Genomic DNA, 16,625 nt, shown 5'->3' on the forward strand with positions numbered 1-16,625 from the left:
TAAAGTAAATAGATATGTTTAATTCCATAAGGCGAATTAAATCTTAAATTAGTTTTGGCTTTTTAAAAATAATTTATAACTTTATTAAAGACTATGTTATTGTCTGCTAATAAATTAATTTGATAAAAGCGACTTTGCAATCCGATTGCACAAACTATTTTATAAATTTGTCCTGTATGAGATGGAAAACAACGATATTATTAATATACATTCTGGGGCTGCTTGCAGTTCCATGCAGTGATGTATATAATACCTGTCTTGAAGTGAGATCTCAGCAGAAAGAAATAGCGCATAGCCACAGTGAAGATAAGGACGATCATTGCAGTCCTTTCTGCCAATGTTCGTGCTGCAGTGTTTCGGCTGTAAAATTTAGTTTTAAGATGCCGGAATTACATACTCCTCCGCAGCTAATCAGTGTTAAAAATACTGTTATTAAAAACTGTCAGGTAATTTCCAGTTATACTGGAAGTATTTGGCAGCCACCCAAATTTTTCGTTTAAGTTTTTTGAATTGTGCGTTTGATGCTTGGTAATCGCTGGTATGCAGTAATTACCTGGTAGGCGCTATATGTTTGATCTCTGACTCATTTCAGGGATGCTTCACGCACATTCTAATTTTTCTCCGGTAGCAACTGGTGATCACATTATTTTCTAAACGTTAAAATTAATTACATTGTGTTAGATAGTATAATTAAATTCAGTATCAAAAACAAAATCATTATTGGTTTAATGACTTTGGTTCTTATAATATGGGGCGCATGGAGCGCAACAAAACTGCCCATAGATGCCGTACCTGACATCACAAACAATCAGGTTCAGATTTTTACAAGCTGCCCAACACTTGCCGGGCAGGAAGTAGAACAGCTCGTAACATTTCCAATAGAGCAGAGTATAGCAACTGTTCCAAAAATTCAAGAAATCAGAAGTATTTCAAGATTCGGGCTTTCTGTTATTACAGTTGTATTTGATGATGAAACAGATATATACTTTGCCCGACAGCTTATCAATGAAAGATTGAAAGAAGCTGCTGATAAGATTCCGCAAGGCGCAGGAACACCTGAAATGGCTCCTGTAAGTACCGGACTTGGTGAGGTATACCAATATATTATCCACCCTAAAAAAGGAAGTAAAAATAAATATAACGCCAAAGATCTGCGAACAATGCAGGATTGGATTGTAGCAAGACAATTGTATGGAACGCCAGGGATTGCCGAAGTAAACAGTTTTGGTGGTGAATTAAAGCAGTATGAAGTTGCTGTAAATCCAGACAGACTTAGAGCTATGGGGGTCAGTATTCCTGATATTTTTACTGCACTTCAGAAAAATAATCAGAATACAGGAGGTGCTTATATTGATAAAAAACCTAACGCATATTTCATTAGAGGAATCGGTTTAGTAACTTCATTAGATGACGTTAAAAAGATTGTCGTTAAAAATACGGGCGCAGCACCTATCTATGTAAGTGACGTTGCTGAGGTAAGATTTGGAAAAGCTGTACGATACGGAGCCTTAACTTATAATGGTGAAGTTGACGCTGTTGGTGGTGTTGTAATGATGCTGAAAGGTGAAAATAGTAACGAAGTGGTTAAGCGTATTAAGGAAAAACTTCCAACCATTCAGAAATCTCTACCGGATGATGTTGTCATTGAGCCTTATCTTGACCGTACAGACCTTGTAGGGCGTGCTATCAGCACGGTTGAAAAAAATCTTGTTGAAGGAGCTTTAATCGTAATATTTGTACTGGTATTATTTTTAGGAAATTTCCGTGCAGGTTTAATCGTTGCTTCTGCTATTCCTCTTGCAATGCTTTTTGCCCTTGGGCTTATGAATGTATTTGGAGTGAGCGCCAATTTAATGTCCCTAGGAGCGATTGATTTTGGTTTAATCGTTGATGGTGCGGTAATTGTGGTAGAAGCCACGCTTCATCATCTGGCACTGCGAAAGTCACTCAAAAATCTTACTCAGGATGAAATGGATGAAGAAGTTTTTGAGTCTGCATCTAAGATTCGTACCAGTGCGGCCTTTGGAGAAATCATAATCTTAATTGTATACATCCCGATCCTTACCCTTGTTGGCGTTGAAGGAAAAATGTTCCGCCCGATGGCGCAGACTGTAGGATTTGCAATATTTGGAGCTTTAATTTTGTCACTGACGTATATCCCGATGATGTGTGCGCTGTTCTTATCTAAGAAACCACAGCATAAAGAGACTTTCAGTGATAAAATGATGAACAAAATTCAGAGTATTTATCAGCCGCTGCTTAAAAAGGTAATCGACATTAAATATGTTGTGGTTGGTGTTACGGGAGTTATATTTTTGACTGCTATATTCTGTTTTACAAGAATGGGAGGCGAATTTATTCCACAGCTTCAGGAAGGCGATTACGCGTTTCACTGTATACTGCCGCAGGGAAGTTCTTTGAATCAGAGTATTGAAACCTCAATGCAGGCTTCAAGAATAATCAAGCAGTTTGATGAGGTTAAGATGGTGGTTGGTAAAACAGGAGCGGCCGAAGTGCCAACAGATCCGATGCCTCCTGAAGCCACAGATTTGATGGTGGTGCTTAAACCGCAGAAAGAATGGAAGTCAGGCAGGAACTACGCCGAACTTGCAGATGCCATAATGGAAAAACTGGAAGTTATTCCTGGAGTATTCTTTGAAAAGAACCAGCCGATCCAGATGCGTTTCAACGAGCTTATGACCGGTATTAGACAGGACGTTGCGGTAAAAATATTTGGTGAAAATTTAGATACGCTTTCACAGTACGCCAAGGAAGTGGGCGCGGTGATCCAGAGTGTTCCCGGAGCAACTTCGCCGCAGATTGAAAGAGTGAGCGGTCTTCCGCAGATCAACATCGAATATGACAGGACCAGAATTGCCAACTACGGACTTACTATTGAAGATGTAAATGATGTTGTCAGCACTGCATTTGCGGGTAAAAGTACCGGTCAGGTATATGAAAACGAACGACGTTTCGACCTTGTTGTGCGTCTTGACAGTGTTCATAGAAGCAGTATTGACGATGTAAGCAATCTTATGATTCCTACCAATACAGGAATTCAGGTGCCTTTATCTCAGGTAGCTAAAATTGACTATAAACTGGGTCCGGCACAGATCAGCAGGGAAGCTGGTAAAAGAAGAATTGTAATAGGATTTAATGTGGCGGGCCGAGATGTGCAGAGCGTGGTGCAGGACATCCAGAAAAAGCTGGCTGAAAAGGTGAAACTTCCGCCAGGATATTATTTCACTTATGGTGGACAGTTCGAGAACCTGCAGGCAGCAAGCGCAAGGCTTATGATTGCAGTGCCGGTTTCGCTTCTTTTGATTTTTGGATTGCTTTATTTCACATTCCGTTCTTTCAAACAGGCTATGCTGATCTTTACTGCAATACCTATGAGTGCCATAGGAGGGATTTTTGCCCTTATGCTTAGAGGCATGCCGTTTAGTATCAGTGCCGGCATTGGATTTATTGCATTATTTGGAGTTGCGGTACTTAATGGTATCGTACTGATTGGAACGTTCAACCAGCTTGAAAAGGAGGGTATGAATGACATTTTTGAAAGAGTTAAAGAGGGAACAATTACAAGGCTTCGTCCTGTACTTATGACGGCAATGGTAGCATCATTAGGATTCTTACCGATGGCAATCAGCAGCAGCGCGGGTGCAGAGGTTCAAAAACCGCTTGCAACAGTCGTAATTGGAGGTCTTGTAACAGCTACATTCCTAACATTGTTTGTTCTCCCATTACTGTATATAATCTTTAATACTAAATTTGACTTTAAAGGCCGATTTAAAATGAGAAATGCAACAGTTGTACTTATCTTGTTACTTGCAGGTGTAGGATCTGCAAATGCGCAGCAGAGGATTCCAATTGACAAAGCTGTTGAAACTGCCCTGCAGAGCAATCAGCAGCTGGATATTAATAAAACTGAAATCCAAGCTGCCGGGCTGAATGTAAAAACTGCCGTTGACATCCCTAAAACGGGTGTCTTCGCGGAGAACGAGGATTTAAGACCTTCTGATAAGACAGGAATTTTAAAAATAGGTATCTCTCAGAGTTTTGCATGGCCCGGTCTTTATGCTGCAAGAAAAAGCTATTTCAAAGATCAGCTTAAATATACCCAGCTTAATACGGCACTATTAAATGCAACGATAAAAAGAGATGTGCGAACTGCATATTACAAGCTTTGGTACCTGCAGGACAAACAGCTTTTGTACCAGCGTCTGGACAGTATTTATACACTGCTGTCAAAAACTGCAGAAGTGCGTTTAAAAGCTGGAGATGTGGCGCAGCTGGATAAGATTGCGGCGGATGCAAAACTTCTGGAATTAAAAGCCTTTTCGGATCAGAACAGGAAAGACATGACTGTGCAGCAACAGCAGCTTATGATGCTTTTAAACCTTAATGAATGGCTGCTTCCTGTGGAAGCGCCGCTTGGCAAGGCCGAAGTCAATTTTTCCGAAAGCAACGGACTGCATCCGCTTTTAATATTACAGGAGCAAAATGTAAAGATAGCATCTTCCAACGTTTCAGTTATGAAAAACAGCAATATGCCAGAGCTTTCAGGCAGGGTTTTCAGTCAGAGGCTATACGGTTTGGATGATCCTTACACAGGGTTTTCAGCCACTGCATCCTTCCCGCTTTTCGGGGCCGTATCGGCGCATAACAAGGTAAAGGTGGCAAAAGCGGAAAAAGAAGTACAGGAAAAAAATCTTGCCTATCAGACCCAGCTTCTTCAGACCCAGAAGAATTCTTCTGCAGCTGAGATTGAAAAGAACCTTTCGCTTCTTAATTTTTATGAGACTTCAGGTCTCAAACAAGCTGAAGATATTATTAAAGCATCGACACTAAGTTACCGCTCGGGTGAAATCAGTTTTGCTGAACTTGGACAATTTTTAAGCCAGGCTGTAGGGATCCGCCAGAATTATCTTGATGTTTTAAATCAATTTAACCTTTCTGCGGTACAGTTTGATTACTTCAATAATAAATAAATAATGTAAAACCTGTGAGAGAAACACAATCTCACAGGGTAATTTTAAAATAGAGCATAAATGAAAGTCAAAATTCAATTATTAATCGCGGCTGCGGCGGTCTTCTCACTTGTAAGCTGCGGGCAAAAAAGCAATGAAAGCGAAACAGGAGCCAAAACTGAACAGGCTGAAGGAGCAAAAGAAGAGGGACATGGTGAGGAAGAAGCTGCGACAATTGCCGTATTAACCCAGGATCAGATTAAATCTGTTGGTATAACACTGGGAACTATTGAGAGCAAAAATCTGACTGCTGCAATAAAAGCCAACGGAGCTTTAAGGGTTCCTAACAATAATAAAGCAAATGCAACTTCACTCTATGGAGGGGTTATTAAAACCTTAAAGGTACAGCTGGGAGATCATGTTCGAAAAGGACAGGTTATTGCGACTATCGAAAATCCGCAGTTTATCCAGCAGCAGGAAGAGTACATTACGATCAACAGCAGAATTACAAACGCAGAGCAGGAACTGCAGCGTCAGAGAGATCTTCAGGCAGGAAATGCAGGTGCATTAAAAAATCTGCAGAATGCAACGGCGGAAGTAAATGCACTTCGTGCGCGTAAGGCATCGCTTCAAAAGCAGATCCAGCTTATGGGGATTAATCCAGCATCAGTATCTGCGTCGAATTTAAGAGCGGCATTAACAGTTACAAGTCCAGTGACCGGTACGGTAAGTGCCGAGTTTGCCAAAATTGGAAGTTATGTTGATGTTTCGTCTCCTGTTGTGGAGATCGTGGACAATCAATTGATCCATTTAGACCTTCAGGTATTTGAGAAAGATCTTCCTATGGTGAAGGTGGGACAGAACGTAAATTTTACCCTGACAAATAATCCGACAGCTTCTTATACAGCAAAGGTGTTCAATATTGGTTCTTCTTTTGAAAATGAAAGCAAGACTGTGGCGGTGCACTGTACCGTTACAGGTAATAAAACAGGACTTATCGACGGAATGAATATTACAGCCATGGTTAGTGTCGGCACAGCTCTTACAGCTGCAGTTCCAAATGACGCCATAGCAGAGGCAGACGGCAAGTTCTACATTTTTGTAAAAACTGACAAAAAACCCGAAGAGCATGAAGAAGCGGAAGGAGGCGAAGGTGCTGAAGCTGGAGAAAAACACAGCCCGGAAGAGGAAAAGAAGATTGCAGCAACAAGCATGAACTTTGAAAAAGTCGAGGTTAATAAGGGAGTTTCAGAGCTTGGATACACGGCTGTAACTCCTGTTAAGGACATACCTTCAGGAACACAGATTGTGACCAAGGGCACTTTTTTCGTCAATGCTAAACTGAGCAATTCAGGAGGGCACGAGCACTAAGAAATCCCAAGAGTTTAATGCAGGTTCCTGTTTGAGAGTAATGTTTGCCATTGATAAACTATGGATGTAAAGATTTGCCCCCTTACTTCTTTAATTCCTAGTTCTCGATCCAGGACCTGTATTAATTTAAATTGCTCTTCATATTATCAATGTGTACGGATTTGATTGTTAAAAATTAAACCAATTAAGCTGAAGTTAAAAATAAGCTTCGTAAATTTACTAGAGTAGCTGCCGAATGCATCTATTTCCGGTTTACTTTTTAAAGTGAAAATTTATATGAAAAAAGCAACAGAAGCCGTCTTTGAAAGTAAAAATATACGCCTCACGACGATGCGTATCCTGATTTATGAATATTTAGAAACCGTTACCGCTGCACTGTCCCTGGCGGAAATTGAGAAATTTTTTCATAAAGCGGATAAGGTAACAATCTACAGGACTCTTCAGACATTTCAGGAGAAAGGACTTGTCCATAAGATCCTTGACGAAAATGTTGTTAAGTACAAACTCTGCGCGGAATCCTGCGTTGAAGATGACCACAATGACAGACATCTGCATTTTTACTGCAAAAAGTGCAATGAGACAACCTGCCGGGACGAAATTATTCTGCCCAAAAGCTTGGAAGAAAGTCTTCAAATTGATGAGGTGCAGATCTTGGCAAAAGGAATCTGTGAAAAATGCCTAAAATCGTTTTAGCATAAAAAAGTAGCAGAAGCAGAGAATTTTAAAAGAGATTGTTGAATTTTAATTATTAAATGAAATGTTGTTAGATAAAAAAATATCGGTAATTTACTTTGTCAAACAGATTAAGTCTCAGATAATTCTCATTGTAGTATTTGCAGCGGCAATAGGCCTGCTGGATAATCTGCCGATATTCAAGGAGATAGCCCTCCCGCTTAGTATTCCTGCTTTAGTGGGTACCGCCGTTTCACTTCTTCTTGCCTTCAGGACAGCCCAATCCTATGAGAGATGGTGGGAAGCGAGAACGGTATGGGGTGCAATAGTGAACGATTCCCGTACTTTTATAAGACAGGTAACGCAGTTCACTTCAAAAGATAATAAACAAATTGCAGATCAGTTCACGGAAAGACAGATCATCTGGGTTTATGCCTTAGGCGAAGCGCTTCGCAGGCAGCCTTTTTCTCCAAAAGTTCAGGCCTATCTTAACTTTCACAAGATCAGCGGAGCCAATATTCCAAATGCGCTTCTTGACAAACATTCCCATGATATTGCCCTTCTGGAACAGAAAGGAATTATTTCAGATTTTAAGCAGGTGCAGTTAAATGAGACGCTTGCCAGATTATGTGACAGTATGGGTAAATGTGAGCGAATTAAAAACACTGTTTTCCCTAAATCCTACAGTCTTCTGGTGCATACCCTAATATATGTTTTTGCGGCCATACTTCCTTTCGGGCTGGAAGATTCCCAGCTTGCCGTAGAAGTCCTTATGACAATAATGATTCCGCTTCTGTTTATCTCAATTGAAAAAACTGCAATTATCATGCAGGATCCATTTGAAAATACCCCTGTTGATACACCAATGACCTCACTTGCGCAGACCATTGAAATCAACCTCCTTGAGATGACAGGTGCACAGGATATACCCGTAAAGCCTAAAAATAATGAGTATTACGAAATGTAAATTATTATAAACCTAAAATTAGTCTGCTATGGATATCGAGTTTGAACTGCTGCTTTCCGCCAAATTACTGCTTGCTGTTTTTCTTGGCGGGATAATAGGCCTTGAAAGGGAACGTGAACAGCAAAATTCAGGAGTACGGACATTTGCGTGCATATGTGTCGCTTCGTGTCTTTTTGTTTCGATTTCAGCCCATTTGACCGCCGATAAGTCAGCAATTGCCAGAATGCTGGCTGCAATTGCGACTGGACTTGGATTCATAGGGGCAGGACTAATTTTCAGAGATGATAAAAATCTTCCTAAAGGGCTGACTACTGCTTCAGGTCTTTGGACGACATCGGCAGTTGGAATGGCTATTGCACTAAACATGTTTGTTATTGCGGTGGCGTCGACGCTTATAATACTGCTAATTTTCACCATAAATCAGTTTCCATGGTACAGAAAACTAGTAGACAAATTAATTAAGAGTAAAAAAAGGACTAACTAGACCAATGGATTTCCTTTTATCGGTATTACAAATCTTATGGATGGCGATACTGTATTTTTTAACCTTATAAATTAAATAACATGGAACATAAACATAAATATGATAAAGACGGAAAGCAAATCTGCTGTACACAGACAGAGAAAGTGTATGTTAAGGCGGGCGCCAAGGAATTAGTAAAAGGGCACAGTGCAAATGATGGCCATAATCATGCACATAGTAAAAACGACGGACACAACCATGGTCATAGCGATGATGATGGACATGATCACGGCAATGTGGAAGGCGGACCTTTTAAAATGTTCCTTCCTTCCATTATTTCGTTGGTTATGCTGCTTCTTGCAATTACTTTTGACAACTGGATAAAACTTCCCTGGTTTTCGGGTGCGGTAAGGTTTGTATGGTATCTAATTGCCTACCTTATTGTTGGTTTTCCAGTAATTAAGGATGCCTTTAAAAGCATTACAAAAGGCGAAGTATTCTCAGAATTCCTGCTTATGAGCATAGCTACAGTCGGAGCATTCATAATCAAAGAATATCCCGAAGGTGTTGCCGTAATGCTTTTTTATGCCGTAGGTGAGGTATTCCAGACACTTGCAGTTTCAAGAGCACAGAGAAACATTAAAAGCCTTTTGGACCAGAGGCCGGATGAAGTAACCATACTTGTAGATGGAAAGCCTAAAACGGTAAAAGCAGAAGAAGCTGGAATTGGTGATATTATCCAGTTAAAGCCAGGTGAGAAATTAGGACTTGACGGCGAATTGCTGACTGACGGCGCTTCTTTTAATACTGCGGCGCTTACCGGAGAAAGCAAGCCTGATACCAAATCTAAAGGCGAGACAGTTCTGGCGGGAATGATTAATTTAAATGTGGCGGCGCAGGTAAAAGTCACTGCAGCTTATACAGAAAGCAAACTCAGCCGAATACTGGAACTTGTTCAAAATGCGACGGCCCAAAAGGCACCGACAGAACTTTTTATAAGACGATTTGCGAAAATTTATACGCCAATTGTAGTTTTTCTGGCAATAGCAATATGCTTAGTGCCTTATTTCTTTGTAGACAATTATGACTTTAACAGCTGGCTTTACAGAGCACTTGTATTTCTTGTAATTTCTTGTCCCTGCGCACTTGTGATTTCAATACCCCTTGGTTATTTTGGCGGAATCGGTGCAGCGAGCCGAAACGGCATCCTATTCAAAGGAAGTAATTTCCTGGATGTTATGGCTTCAATCCAGAACGTTGTTATGGATAAGACAGGGACGATGACCGAGGGTGTCTTTAAGGTTCAGGAAACTGTTTTCAAACCGGAGTTTGATAAGGATGAGATTTTAAAAATGGTTAATGCCGTGGAAAGCCAGAGCTCGCATCCTGTTGCCACAGCAATTCATGAATTTGTTGGTGAAGTTGACAGTTCTATCAAATTGGAAAGCACCGAAGAAATTGCGGGTCACGGACTGAAGGCCGTCATAAACGGAAAAGAACTTCTTGCAGGTAATTTCAAGCTAATGGATAAGTTCTCCATCAGTTATGATGTTGATCCAGCAACTATAGTTTACACAACCATTGCAGTGAGCTACGACAAAAAATATGTAGGCTATATTACAATTGCCGACAGTATCAAGGAAGATTCACAGCAGACAATTGACCTTCTTCACAAGCTGAACATTAAAGCTACAATGCTGAGCGGGGACAAAAGCAGTGTTGTAAAATTTGTTGCTGATAAATTAGGAATCGACAATGCTTACGGAGATCTTCTGCCTGAAGACAAGGTAAACAAGGTTAAGGAAATCAAAGCGCAGTATGGAACAGTTGCCTTCGTAGGGGACGGAGTAAACGATGCTCCTGTGGTTGCTTTGAGCGATGCGGGAATTGCAATGGGAGGACTTGGAAGTGATGCTACTATTGAAACTGCTGACGTAGTTATACAGGATGACAAACCATCGAAAATACCAATGGCTATAAACATTGGAAGGCAGACAAAGAAAATCGTGTGGCAGAATATTACACTTGCATTTGTTGTCAAAGGAGTAGTTCTTATTCTGGGAGCCGGCGGACTTGCTACAATGTGGGAAGCGGTATTTGCTGATGTTGGCGTATCACTTATCGCGATCTTAAATGCGGTACGCATTCAGAAAATGAAATTCTAACAAAAAAGGGGAAGGGTTTCTAAATTCATATCCTATAAATTCTATTTTTTGCTGCTGACGAGATAAAATCTTTAAACCGGATTTTCAGGTGGTCAGGACAGCATGGATTACTCTTGCCTAATTCCAATAGATTTTGTCTTCTACAATGCGATCTGCAGATGCAAAATGCGAACTATCAATCAGTCAGGTTTGTCAGTGTTTATGGCACATGAAAGCTGATTTTACAAGATTTAAAACTCACATTTGAATTTTAGTGGAAATGAAAAAAAGGAATAAAAAATATTATCCAAATGTGCAGAAAACAGGAAGAAAGCAAAAGGGAAAGCCTGTAAAAAAGAAAAATAAATACTCCGTAGTCAATATTGGAAAGACTATTATTCTTGTAATTCTGGGACTTGCCATGGTTCTTGGAATTTTCATCAGGGCAAGGCATTTTATTTTGTACCACATGATGAGCAGGCCACATGAGCAAACTGTTAAAAGAAAACCCGCCAAAGAGCGGCTGCAGGATAATTTGAAAAGAAATGGAAGCAAATAAGATTACAGCAGAAGGTTAAATAGTTAATTCCCAGCCGCAGTTTTGCAGAAACTGCGGCTATTTTTATTTTAGAGTGTACTATACAAAACTTCTTATTTTATTGACTTTAGACAAATTAAATATGAAAAAAAATATTAATATATCTGGTCTGATCCTTCAAGTTCTTCAGGATAACAGGGGAAAAATCTTTAAGCTTGATGAACTGGTCCAAATTATTTTTCCAATGGATGGTAAGGAGGAGGAAAAGGAAAATCAGGCGATTGTCTTAGATTTCCTGATATTTTTAGATGATCAGAAAATGATTGTTTTAGACTTTGAAACCGATGAATGTTCAATACCGCTATAAACTGTCTCCATCGCAAAATGACCAAAGTGGAAATTGTATTTCCAATCTGGGCTGATTAAAAAAATATTTTCCAGATAACCTTCCCCTAGGGGAAGGAAAATCTGGAAAAACCAAACTAAGCCTTTATACAAGCACGTTTAGTGCTCCTGGAATTATTGAAATTTTACAAAAATTGGTTTTAAGATTATAGTGTTCCCCATCTATCTGCGCGTCTGTATAGATTTTCAGGGGCATTGCTATTCTAAGATTCTGCACCTGATGGTGCTGGGCTTTTTCAAATTTACCCACAGTTCCCCGCAGGACATGAAATCCCAAAGTAAGTTTCTCTGCAAATGATAAATCAGGAATAAGAATAAGATCCAGTAATCCATCAGTCAGCATGGCATTGGGCGTAAGGGTCATGCCATATCCCATTTCATTTGAATTGGAAATAAAAACCATAAATGGCTTTAAGTTCAAGATTTTGTCATCAAATGAAATTACGGCCGGCTGTGTCCTGTATTCAAAACTCGAAAGAATAGCTGCCTTAATGTAAGAATAGAGTTTTCGACTTGCAGAATGTTCGTATTTTTTTATGATCATTGCATCAATGCCGATTCCGGTATTGCTGAAAAAATAGTGCTGATTGATTTTTCCAGCATCAATCAATATTTTATTGCCACTTTTAATTACTTCAAGAGACTTTTTAACATCGCGGGGTATATTCAGGTGCGAAGCGAGGCCATTGCCAGAACCAACGGGTATAATGCCCAGTTTGATATTAGTTCCCAACAGACACGATGCTACTTCATTAATAGTTCCATCGCCCCCGCAGGCCACAACTATATCCGGATGTTTTGATACGGCTTTTTGGGTAAGTTCAATTGCATGTTTTTTATTCAGGGTGTAATCTGTCTTTATTTTATATTTTTCCGGCGGAAAGAACTCCTTGATGAAAAACTCTGAGAGATTGTGCCTTGCTCCGCCGGAGACGGGATTGATTATGAAATGTATATAGGTCATTATTAGTTTAAGAGTTTGTTTGTAAATAGATAATCTGCTGACTGATACCATGCAATGGTCTCCTCAAGGAAAGATTTATCGATAGGAATCTTGACAAGGCTATTGTCGGATTTGTTCCAGTTATAGAAAGCCTGTCTTTTCTGGTCTGAAAGAATCATTACTTTTTCTTTTTTCATCAGCACCAGCTTGCGGTATGTACCCAGAAAGGCCCGTTGCTCAAATTCGGGCGCAAGTACATCTTTTCCAAAGAAATCAGATTCGTAATGCCACTTAAACAATGAAAATACCGTTGGCCAGAGGTCGATCTGTGAACATTGTTTCTGGATTTTTTGATTATATCCTTCAGGCATATTAACAATAAAGGCTGGAATATGATAGTTGGCAACATCGATTTCATCTTTTCCGGCGCTGCTGGCGCAATGGTCGGCAATAACTATGAAAACGGTGTTTTTATACCAAGGCTTAGTGCGTGCCTTGGCAAATAGCTGTCTAAGTGCATAATCGGTATATTTTACGGCTCCTTCGCGGCTGGTTCCTGAGGGGATGTCGATTTTACCCGAAGGATACGTAAAAGGCCTGTGATTGGATGTGGTCATGACAAAATTAAAGAAAGGTTTTCCATCCTTATACTGTTTGTCAGCAACGGTCAGCATTTTATTGAAAATGTCCTCATCGCAGATTCCCCATGCGTTTTCAAAGGTCACTTCCTTATCAGAAATATTGTGACGGACTGTTTTAATTTTGTCGCTCAGAACGCTTCCCCGGCCCCTATCATATATCGTAAAACCATTACCCCCGAAATATGAATTCATATTATCAAAATATCCGTCCCCGCCATAGAAAAAATTACAGTCATAAGACTTTGAGTTAAACACATTGCTGACTGTATACAAGTTTTGATTATCTGGCCTTTTTACAATTGACTGTCCAGGTGTCGGGGGTATGCACAGGGTAACCGCTTCCATTCCTCTAACCGTTCTGGTTCCGGTGGCATATAAATCGTTAAAGAAGATGCTTTCCTGAGCCAGACTGTCCAAAAAGGGAGTAATGTTTTCTTTATTTCCAAATTCTTTCAAAAAGCTTGCGCTGAAGCTCTCCATCAGCACAAAGACCACATTTTTACGCTGCAACGCTGACTTGCTGTCTTTAATGCTTCTATGGATTGAGTAACCGGTTGTGGCAAAAGTGGTTGTTGAGTCTTTTAGTTTATTTTTGACAATTTCAAAGGCAGTGTCATTGTCAATTGTGGTATAAAAATCGGGATATTTCATCTGATTGTTTCGAAATGCGGCAAAAAAGGAGTAGATGCCTGATTTGGATATTTCCGAATTATATCTGTTAGAAGACCATTCTGCGTGGCTATTGGAAATAAACGAAGCAAAGAACACCGCAGTTGCAGCAGATATGCCCAGCACTGCCAGCCTAAGTCTTATATCAGACGACGATGAAAATGTCTGTTTGAAAGCACCGCTTCTAAAAAATATATACAATACCATCACAGAGAGAAAGAGCACTCCAGAAATCAGTACAGGCAGAGGGTAGGACTGCTGAATGTTGGCAACCACCTCATGGGTATATATAAGATAGTCGACAGCAATAAAATTAAAACGCGTCTTAAACTCATCCCAGAATGTCAGCTCGGCAAAAAATGTAAATACCAGTATGAATACATTTAAGGAAGTGAAAAAAGTGATTATTATTCGATCAGCAATAGAACCGGCCCATTTATCAGGCATAAAAGTATAAAAAAGTATTCCGGGCAGTGAAATGAAAATAATGGTGCCGGTGTCAAAAAACAAACCTGTTAAAAGTGTTCTCAGCACATCTGCAATATTCCATGAAACTTCATCATACTGCCAGATAAAAAAAACAATTCTTAGGATTTGTGAAACGATTAAAAACCAGATCATAAAATGAACCAGCAGTGCGTACCTGCCGGTTCTAAAAGACAATTTACTCATAAACTATTAATAACACAACAAAGTTTACAACCCAATTTTGTATTAATCCTGAATTTTGGTTTTTATTAAGAAATCTTGTAGTTTATCGTAGTAAAATTCGTATTTTTTGATATGTTCAGGATATGAAAACGATCTTCAGAAATGAATGCTGAAGGAATGAAAACCATTGTAAAATGAATAATTGATCTTCCAGCCGCTAAGTTCAGTAATCTTTTTTATTATGGATAGCCCAAGTCCATTTCCTTTGGAAGAAGATCCGCTGTTAAAGAAACGATTAAAAAGTTTGTCTATTGGAAGCGATTTGTCATCTCCTGTATTTAATACAAGCAGTTCGTTTTTCATTATCCTTATGATGATGGTGCCGTTAGTGCGGTTATGTCTTATGGCATTAAGTACGAGGTTGTTAATTAAAATCTCCGTAAGGGTGGGATTTCCGCTTATCAGCAGTTTTTCGGAAGTCTGCACATTTATTTCTATATTTTTAAGATTTGCCTGTTCAGTAAAAAAATCAAGGTGTTTTTCAATTTGCTCGTTAATCGAAATTGTATTTTTTTCAAGATAAATCTCGTGTTCAATTTTGGAAAGAAGAAGCAGGTTTTTGTTCAATCGGTTTAACTTGACCACATCCCTGCTTAACGATCCCAAAACCTTTGTCTGTTCCTTGTTGAGCTGCATCTGAAATAATACATCGATTTTGTTTTGGAACAGAGCAAGGGGCGTCTGGAGTTCATGCGCAGCATTCTCGACAAATTCTCGCTGGCTCTTATAAATGGCAGTATTCTTCTCTATGAGTGTTTCAAGGCTTTTATTGAGGCGTTCAAATTCATCGATGTCGGTTTCGACGAAATGAGGGGGTTTGCTTTTATCGATCTCAAATTCATGAATCTGATCCAGCGTATTATAGAACGGCTTCCAGCGTTTGGAAGCGGTTTTTTTTGATAGCCAGACAATGCCTATAAAAAGTATTACGATTATAAAAGTAAACATTCCGGCAATACTGTATACAAGGCGCTCCATTTCCAAGAGATGTATTTTCTCTGTATAGGTATATTTCCTGCCTGCAATTTCTACAGGTGCGTAAATGATGCGGAATGGTTCTTTCTCTTCCGCTATTGAGTCTTCCATCGTTGTCCCTACGATTGAGTCTCTGGTAATTCCCATGTCGGGCAGAATTGTAAAGTGCAGATTGAACCTGTTCCACGTTTTGATATCGTCAGTTGTAAAGTTCTTACTGCTCTGGTTAACAAAGGCATTTTTATGCTGCTGGAGCACTTCTTCGGTTTCATAAATATACAGCCACTGGCTTACGAAATAGAATATAGGCGCACAGACAAAAAGTGTAACGGCTGCCAGGGCAAGGAAATCCCGTGTTGTTTTATGCAGTAATTTATTTTTATTCATTTTCCCCATTTATATCCTTCACCGTAGACTGTTTTGATGTAGTCTCCAGATCCGGCTTTAGCCAATTTCTTTTTTAGATTCTTGATGTGCGCGTATATAAAATCGTGGCTGTCCAGCATATCGGCCATATCTCCTGAAATATGTTCTGCAATCGCCGCCTTGGAGAGTACCTTGTCATTATTTCCGACGAGGAAAAGTAGCAGGTTGAGCTCTTTTCTTGTCAAATCCACTTTTTCTTCATTTACAAGCACGGTCTTAGTGAAAATCTCAATGCGGATTTCCTTAAAGACAATTGAGTTGATCCCTTTAAAGTTCCTTCTTCTCACGAGCGCCTGCATCCTCACCAGAAGTTCCGCAAGGTGGAAAGGCTTAGTGAGATAGTCGTCCGCTCCCAGGCTGAACCCCTCAATTCTGGATTCGAGGGTTTCCTTGGCTGAAATTATAATAACCCCATCGGTCTTATCCTTGTTTCTGAGTTCCTTTAAAATATCAAAGCCATTGCCATCCGGCAGGGCCAGATCTAAAAGTATGCAGTCATAATCGTAATTATCGATTTTATGAACGGCCTGCACATAACTATGCACGGTTTCGCATTGGATACCGTTGTCCTTAAAATAACTTTTGATTATCTGAGCTATTTCCTGCTCGTCTTCTATAATTAGAACTTTCATATAAAAAATTAAATTACAATTGAAAAACAGATATATACTTAATAAATTTAAGAAATTTAAAAGAGACAGCTGCCCCTATTGAGATCTTAATTTAGAAA

Annotated in this window: 12 protein-coding genes; 8 read left to right on the plus strand and 4 right to left on the minus strand. The window is 39.6% G+C overall.

Going from position 1 to position 16,625, the window contains the following annotated elements:
* The first annotated feature begins 674 nt into the window (after positions 1-674).
* The 8 genes from ABDW27_RS23070 (at position 675) to ABDW27_RS23105 (ending at position 11,492) form a co-directional block, all read left to right on the plus strand.
* A complete protein-coding gene (locus ABDW27_RS23070) occupies positions 675-4,991 on the plus strand; it encodes a CusA/CzcA family heavy metal efflux RND transporter (protein ID WP_343698036.1) in 4,317 nt (1,438 codons plus the stop codon).
* Between the two features lie 60 nt (positions 4,992-5,051).
* Entirely contained in the window at positions 5,052-6,341 is a 1,290-nt protein-coding gene (locus tag ABDW27_RS23075) for an efflux RND transporter periplasmic adaptor subunit (protein ID WP_343698037.1), read from the plus strand.
* 276 nt (positions 6,342-6,617) lie between these two features.
* Positions 6,618-7,034 (plus strand): transcriptional repressor, encoded by a 417-nt coding sequence (locus ABDW27_RS23080; protein ID WP_343698038.1) that lies wholly within the window; start codon positions 6,618-6,620, stop codon positions 7,032-7,034.
* Between the two features lie 64 nt (positions 7,035-7,098).
* Complete coding sequence (locus ABDW27_RS23085) at positions 7,099-7,980, plus strand: bestrophin family ion channel (protein ID WP_343698039.1); 882 nt, start codon at positions 7,099-7,101, stop codon at positions 7,978-7,980.
* Between the two features lie 28 nt (positions 7,981-8,008).
* On the plus strand, positions 8,009-8,464 hold the full coding sequence (locus tag ABDW27_RS23090) for an MgtC/SapB family protein (protein WP_343698040.1): 456 nt from the start codon (positions 8,009-8,011) through the stop codon (positions 8,462-8,464).
* An 80-nt stretch (positions 8,465-8,544) separates the two neighbouring features.
* Complete coding sequence (locus ABDW27_RS23095) at positions 8,545-10,608, plus strand: heavy metal translocating P-type ATPase (RefSeq protein ID WP_343698041.1); 2,064 nt, start codon at positions 8,545-8,547, stop codon at positions 10,606-10,608.
* A 259-nt stretch (positions 10,609-10,867) separates the two neighbouring features.
* Positions 10,868-11,146 (plus strand): hypothetical protein, encoded by a 279-nt coding sequence (locus ABDW27_RS23100; RefSeq protein WP_343698042.1) that lies wholly within the window; start codon positions 10,868-10,870, stop codon positions 11,144-11,146.
* Between the two features lie 121 nt (positions 11,147-11,267).
* Complete coding sequence (locus tag ABDW27_RS23105) at positions 11,268-11,492, plus strand: hypothetical protein (RefSeq protein WP_343698043.1); 225 nt, start codon at positions 11,268-11,270, stop codon at positions 11,490-11,492.
* A 123-nt stretch (positions 11,493-11,615) separates the two neighbouring features.
* Here ABDW27_RS23105 and ABDW27_RS23110 read toward each other — a convergent pair whose 3' ends face one another.
* The 4 genes from ABDW27_RS23110 to ABDW27_RS23125 all read right to left on the minus strand — a co-directional run bounded on the left by ABDW27_RS23110 (position 11,616) and on the right by ABDW27_RS23125 (position 16,527).
* The gene (locus ABDW27_RS23110) at positions 11,616-12,494 is read right to left on the minus strand and encodes a diacylglycerol kinase family protein (protein ID WP_343698044.1); all 879 of its coding nucleotides are present in this window, start codon (positions 12,492-12,494) and stop codon (positions 11,616-11,618) included.
* Between the two features lie 2 nt (positions 12,495-12,496).
* On the minus strand, positions 12,497-14,455 hold the full coding sequence (locus tag ABDW27_RS23115; protein WP_343698045.1) for a sulfatase-like hydrolase/transferase: 1,959 nt from the start codon (positions 14,453-14,455) through the stop codon (positions 12,497-12,499).
* Positions 14,456-14,590: 135 nt separating this feature from the next.
* Positions 14,591-15,856, minus strand: coding sequence for a HAMP domain-containing sensor histidine kinase (locus tag ABDW27_RS23120; RefSeq protein WP_343698046.1), 1,266 nt, complete (start codon positions 15,854-15,856; stop codon positions 14,591-14,593).
* Positions 15,853-16,527 (minus strand): response regulator transcription factor, encoded by a 675-nt coding sequence (locus ABDW27_RS23125; RefSeq protein ID WP_343698047.1) that lies wholly within the window; start codon positions 16,525-16,527, stop codon positions 15,853-15,855. Before ABDW27_RS23125 ends, ABDW27_RS23120 begins: the two co-directional genes overlap by 4 nt.
* Positions 16,528-16,625: the final 98 nt, after the last annotated feature.

The sequence above is a fragment of the Flavobacterium sp. genome, from assembly GCF_039595935.1.
GTDB lineage: Bacteria > Bacteroidota > Bacteroidia > Flavobacteriales > Flavobacteriaceae > Flavobacterium.

What these genes read in the sequence shown, in the direction of transcription:
- ABDW27_RS23115 (WP_343698045.1), bottom strand. Translation starts at nt 14,455, where the DNA reads ATGAGTAAATTGTCTTTTAGAACCGGCAGGTACGCACTGCTGGTTCAT.
- ABDW27_RS23125 (WP_343698047.1), bottom strand. Translation starts at nt 16,527, where the DNA reads ATGAAAGTTCTAATTATAGAAGACGAGCAGGAAATAGCTCAGATAATC.
- ABDW27_RS23095 (WP_343698041.1), top strand. Translation starts at nt 8,545, where the DNA reads ATGGAACATAAACATAAATATGATAAAGACGGAAAGCAAATCTGCTGT.
- ABDW27_RS23090 (WP_343698040.1), top strand. Translation starts at nt 8,009, where the DNA reads ATGGATATCGAGTTTGAACTGCTGCTTTCCGCCAAATTACTGCTTGCT.
- ABDW27_RS23080 (WP_343698038.1), top strand. Translation starts at nt 6,618, where the DNA reads ATGAAAAAAGCAACAGAAGCCGTCTTTGAAAGTAAAAATATACGCCTC.
- ABDW27_RS23075 (WP_343698037.1), top strand. Translation starts at nt 5,052, where the DNA reads ATGAAAGTCAAAATTCAATTATTAATCGCGGCTGCGGCGGTCTTCTCA.
- ABDW27_RS23085 (WP_343698039.1), top strand. Translation starts at nt 7,099, where the DNA reads ATGTTGTTAGATAAAAAAATATCGGTAATTTACTTTGTCAAACAGATT.
- ABDW27_RS23105 (WP_343698043.1), top strand. Translation starts at nt 11,268, where the DNA reads ATGAAAAAAAATATTAATATATCTGGTCTGATCCTTCAAGTTCTTCAG.
- ABDW27_RS23100 (WP_343698042.1), top strand. Translation starts at nt 10,868, where the DNA reads ATGAAAAAAAGGAATAAAAAATATTATCCAAATGTGCAGAAAACAGGA.
- ABDW27_RS23110 (WP_343698044.1), bottom strand. Translation starts at nt 12,494, where the DNA reads ATGACCTATATACATTTCATAATCAATCCCGTCTCCGGCGGAGCAAGG.
- ABDW27_RS23120 (WP_343698046.1), bottom strand. Translation starts at nt 15,856, where the DNA reads ATGAATAAAAATAAATTACTGCATAAAACAACACGGGATTTCCTTGCC.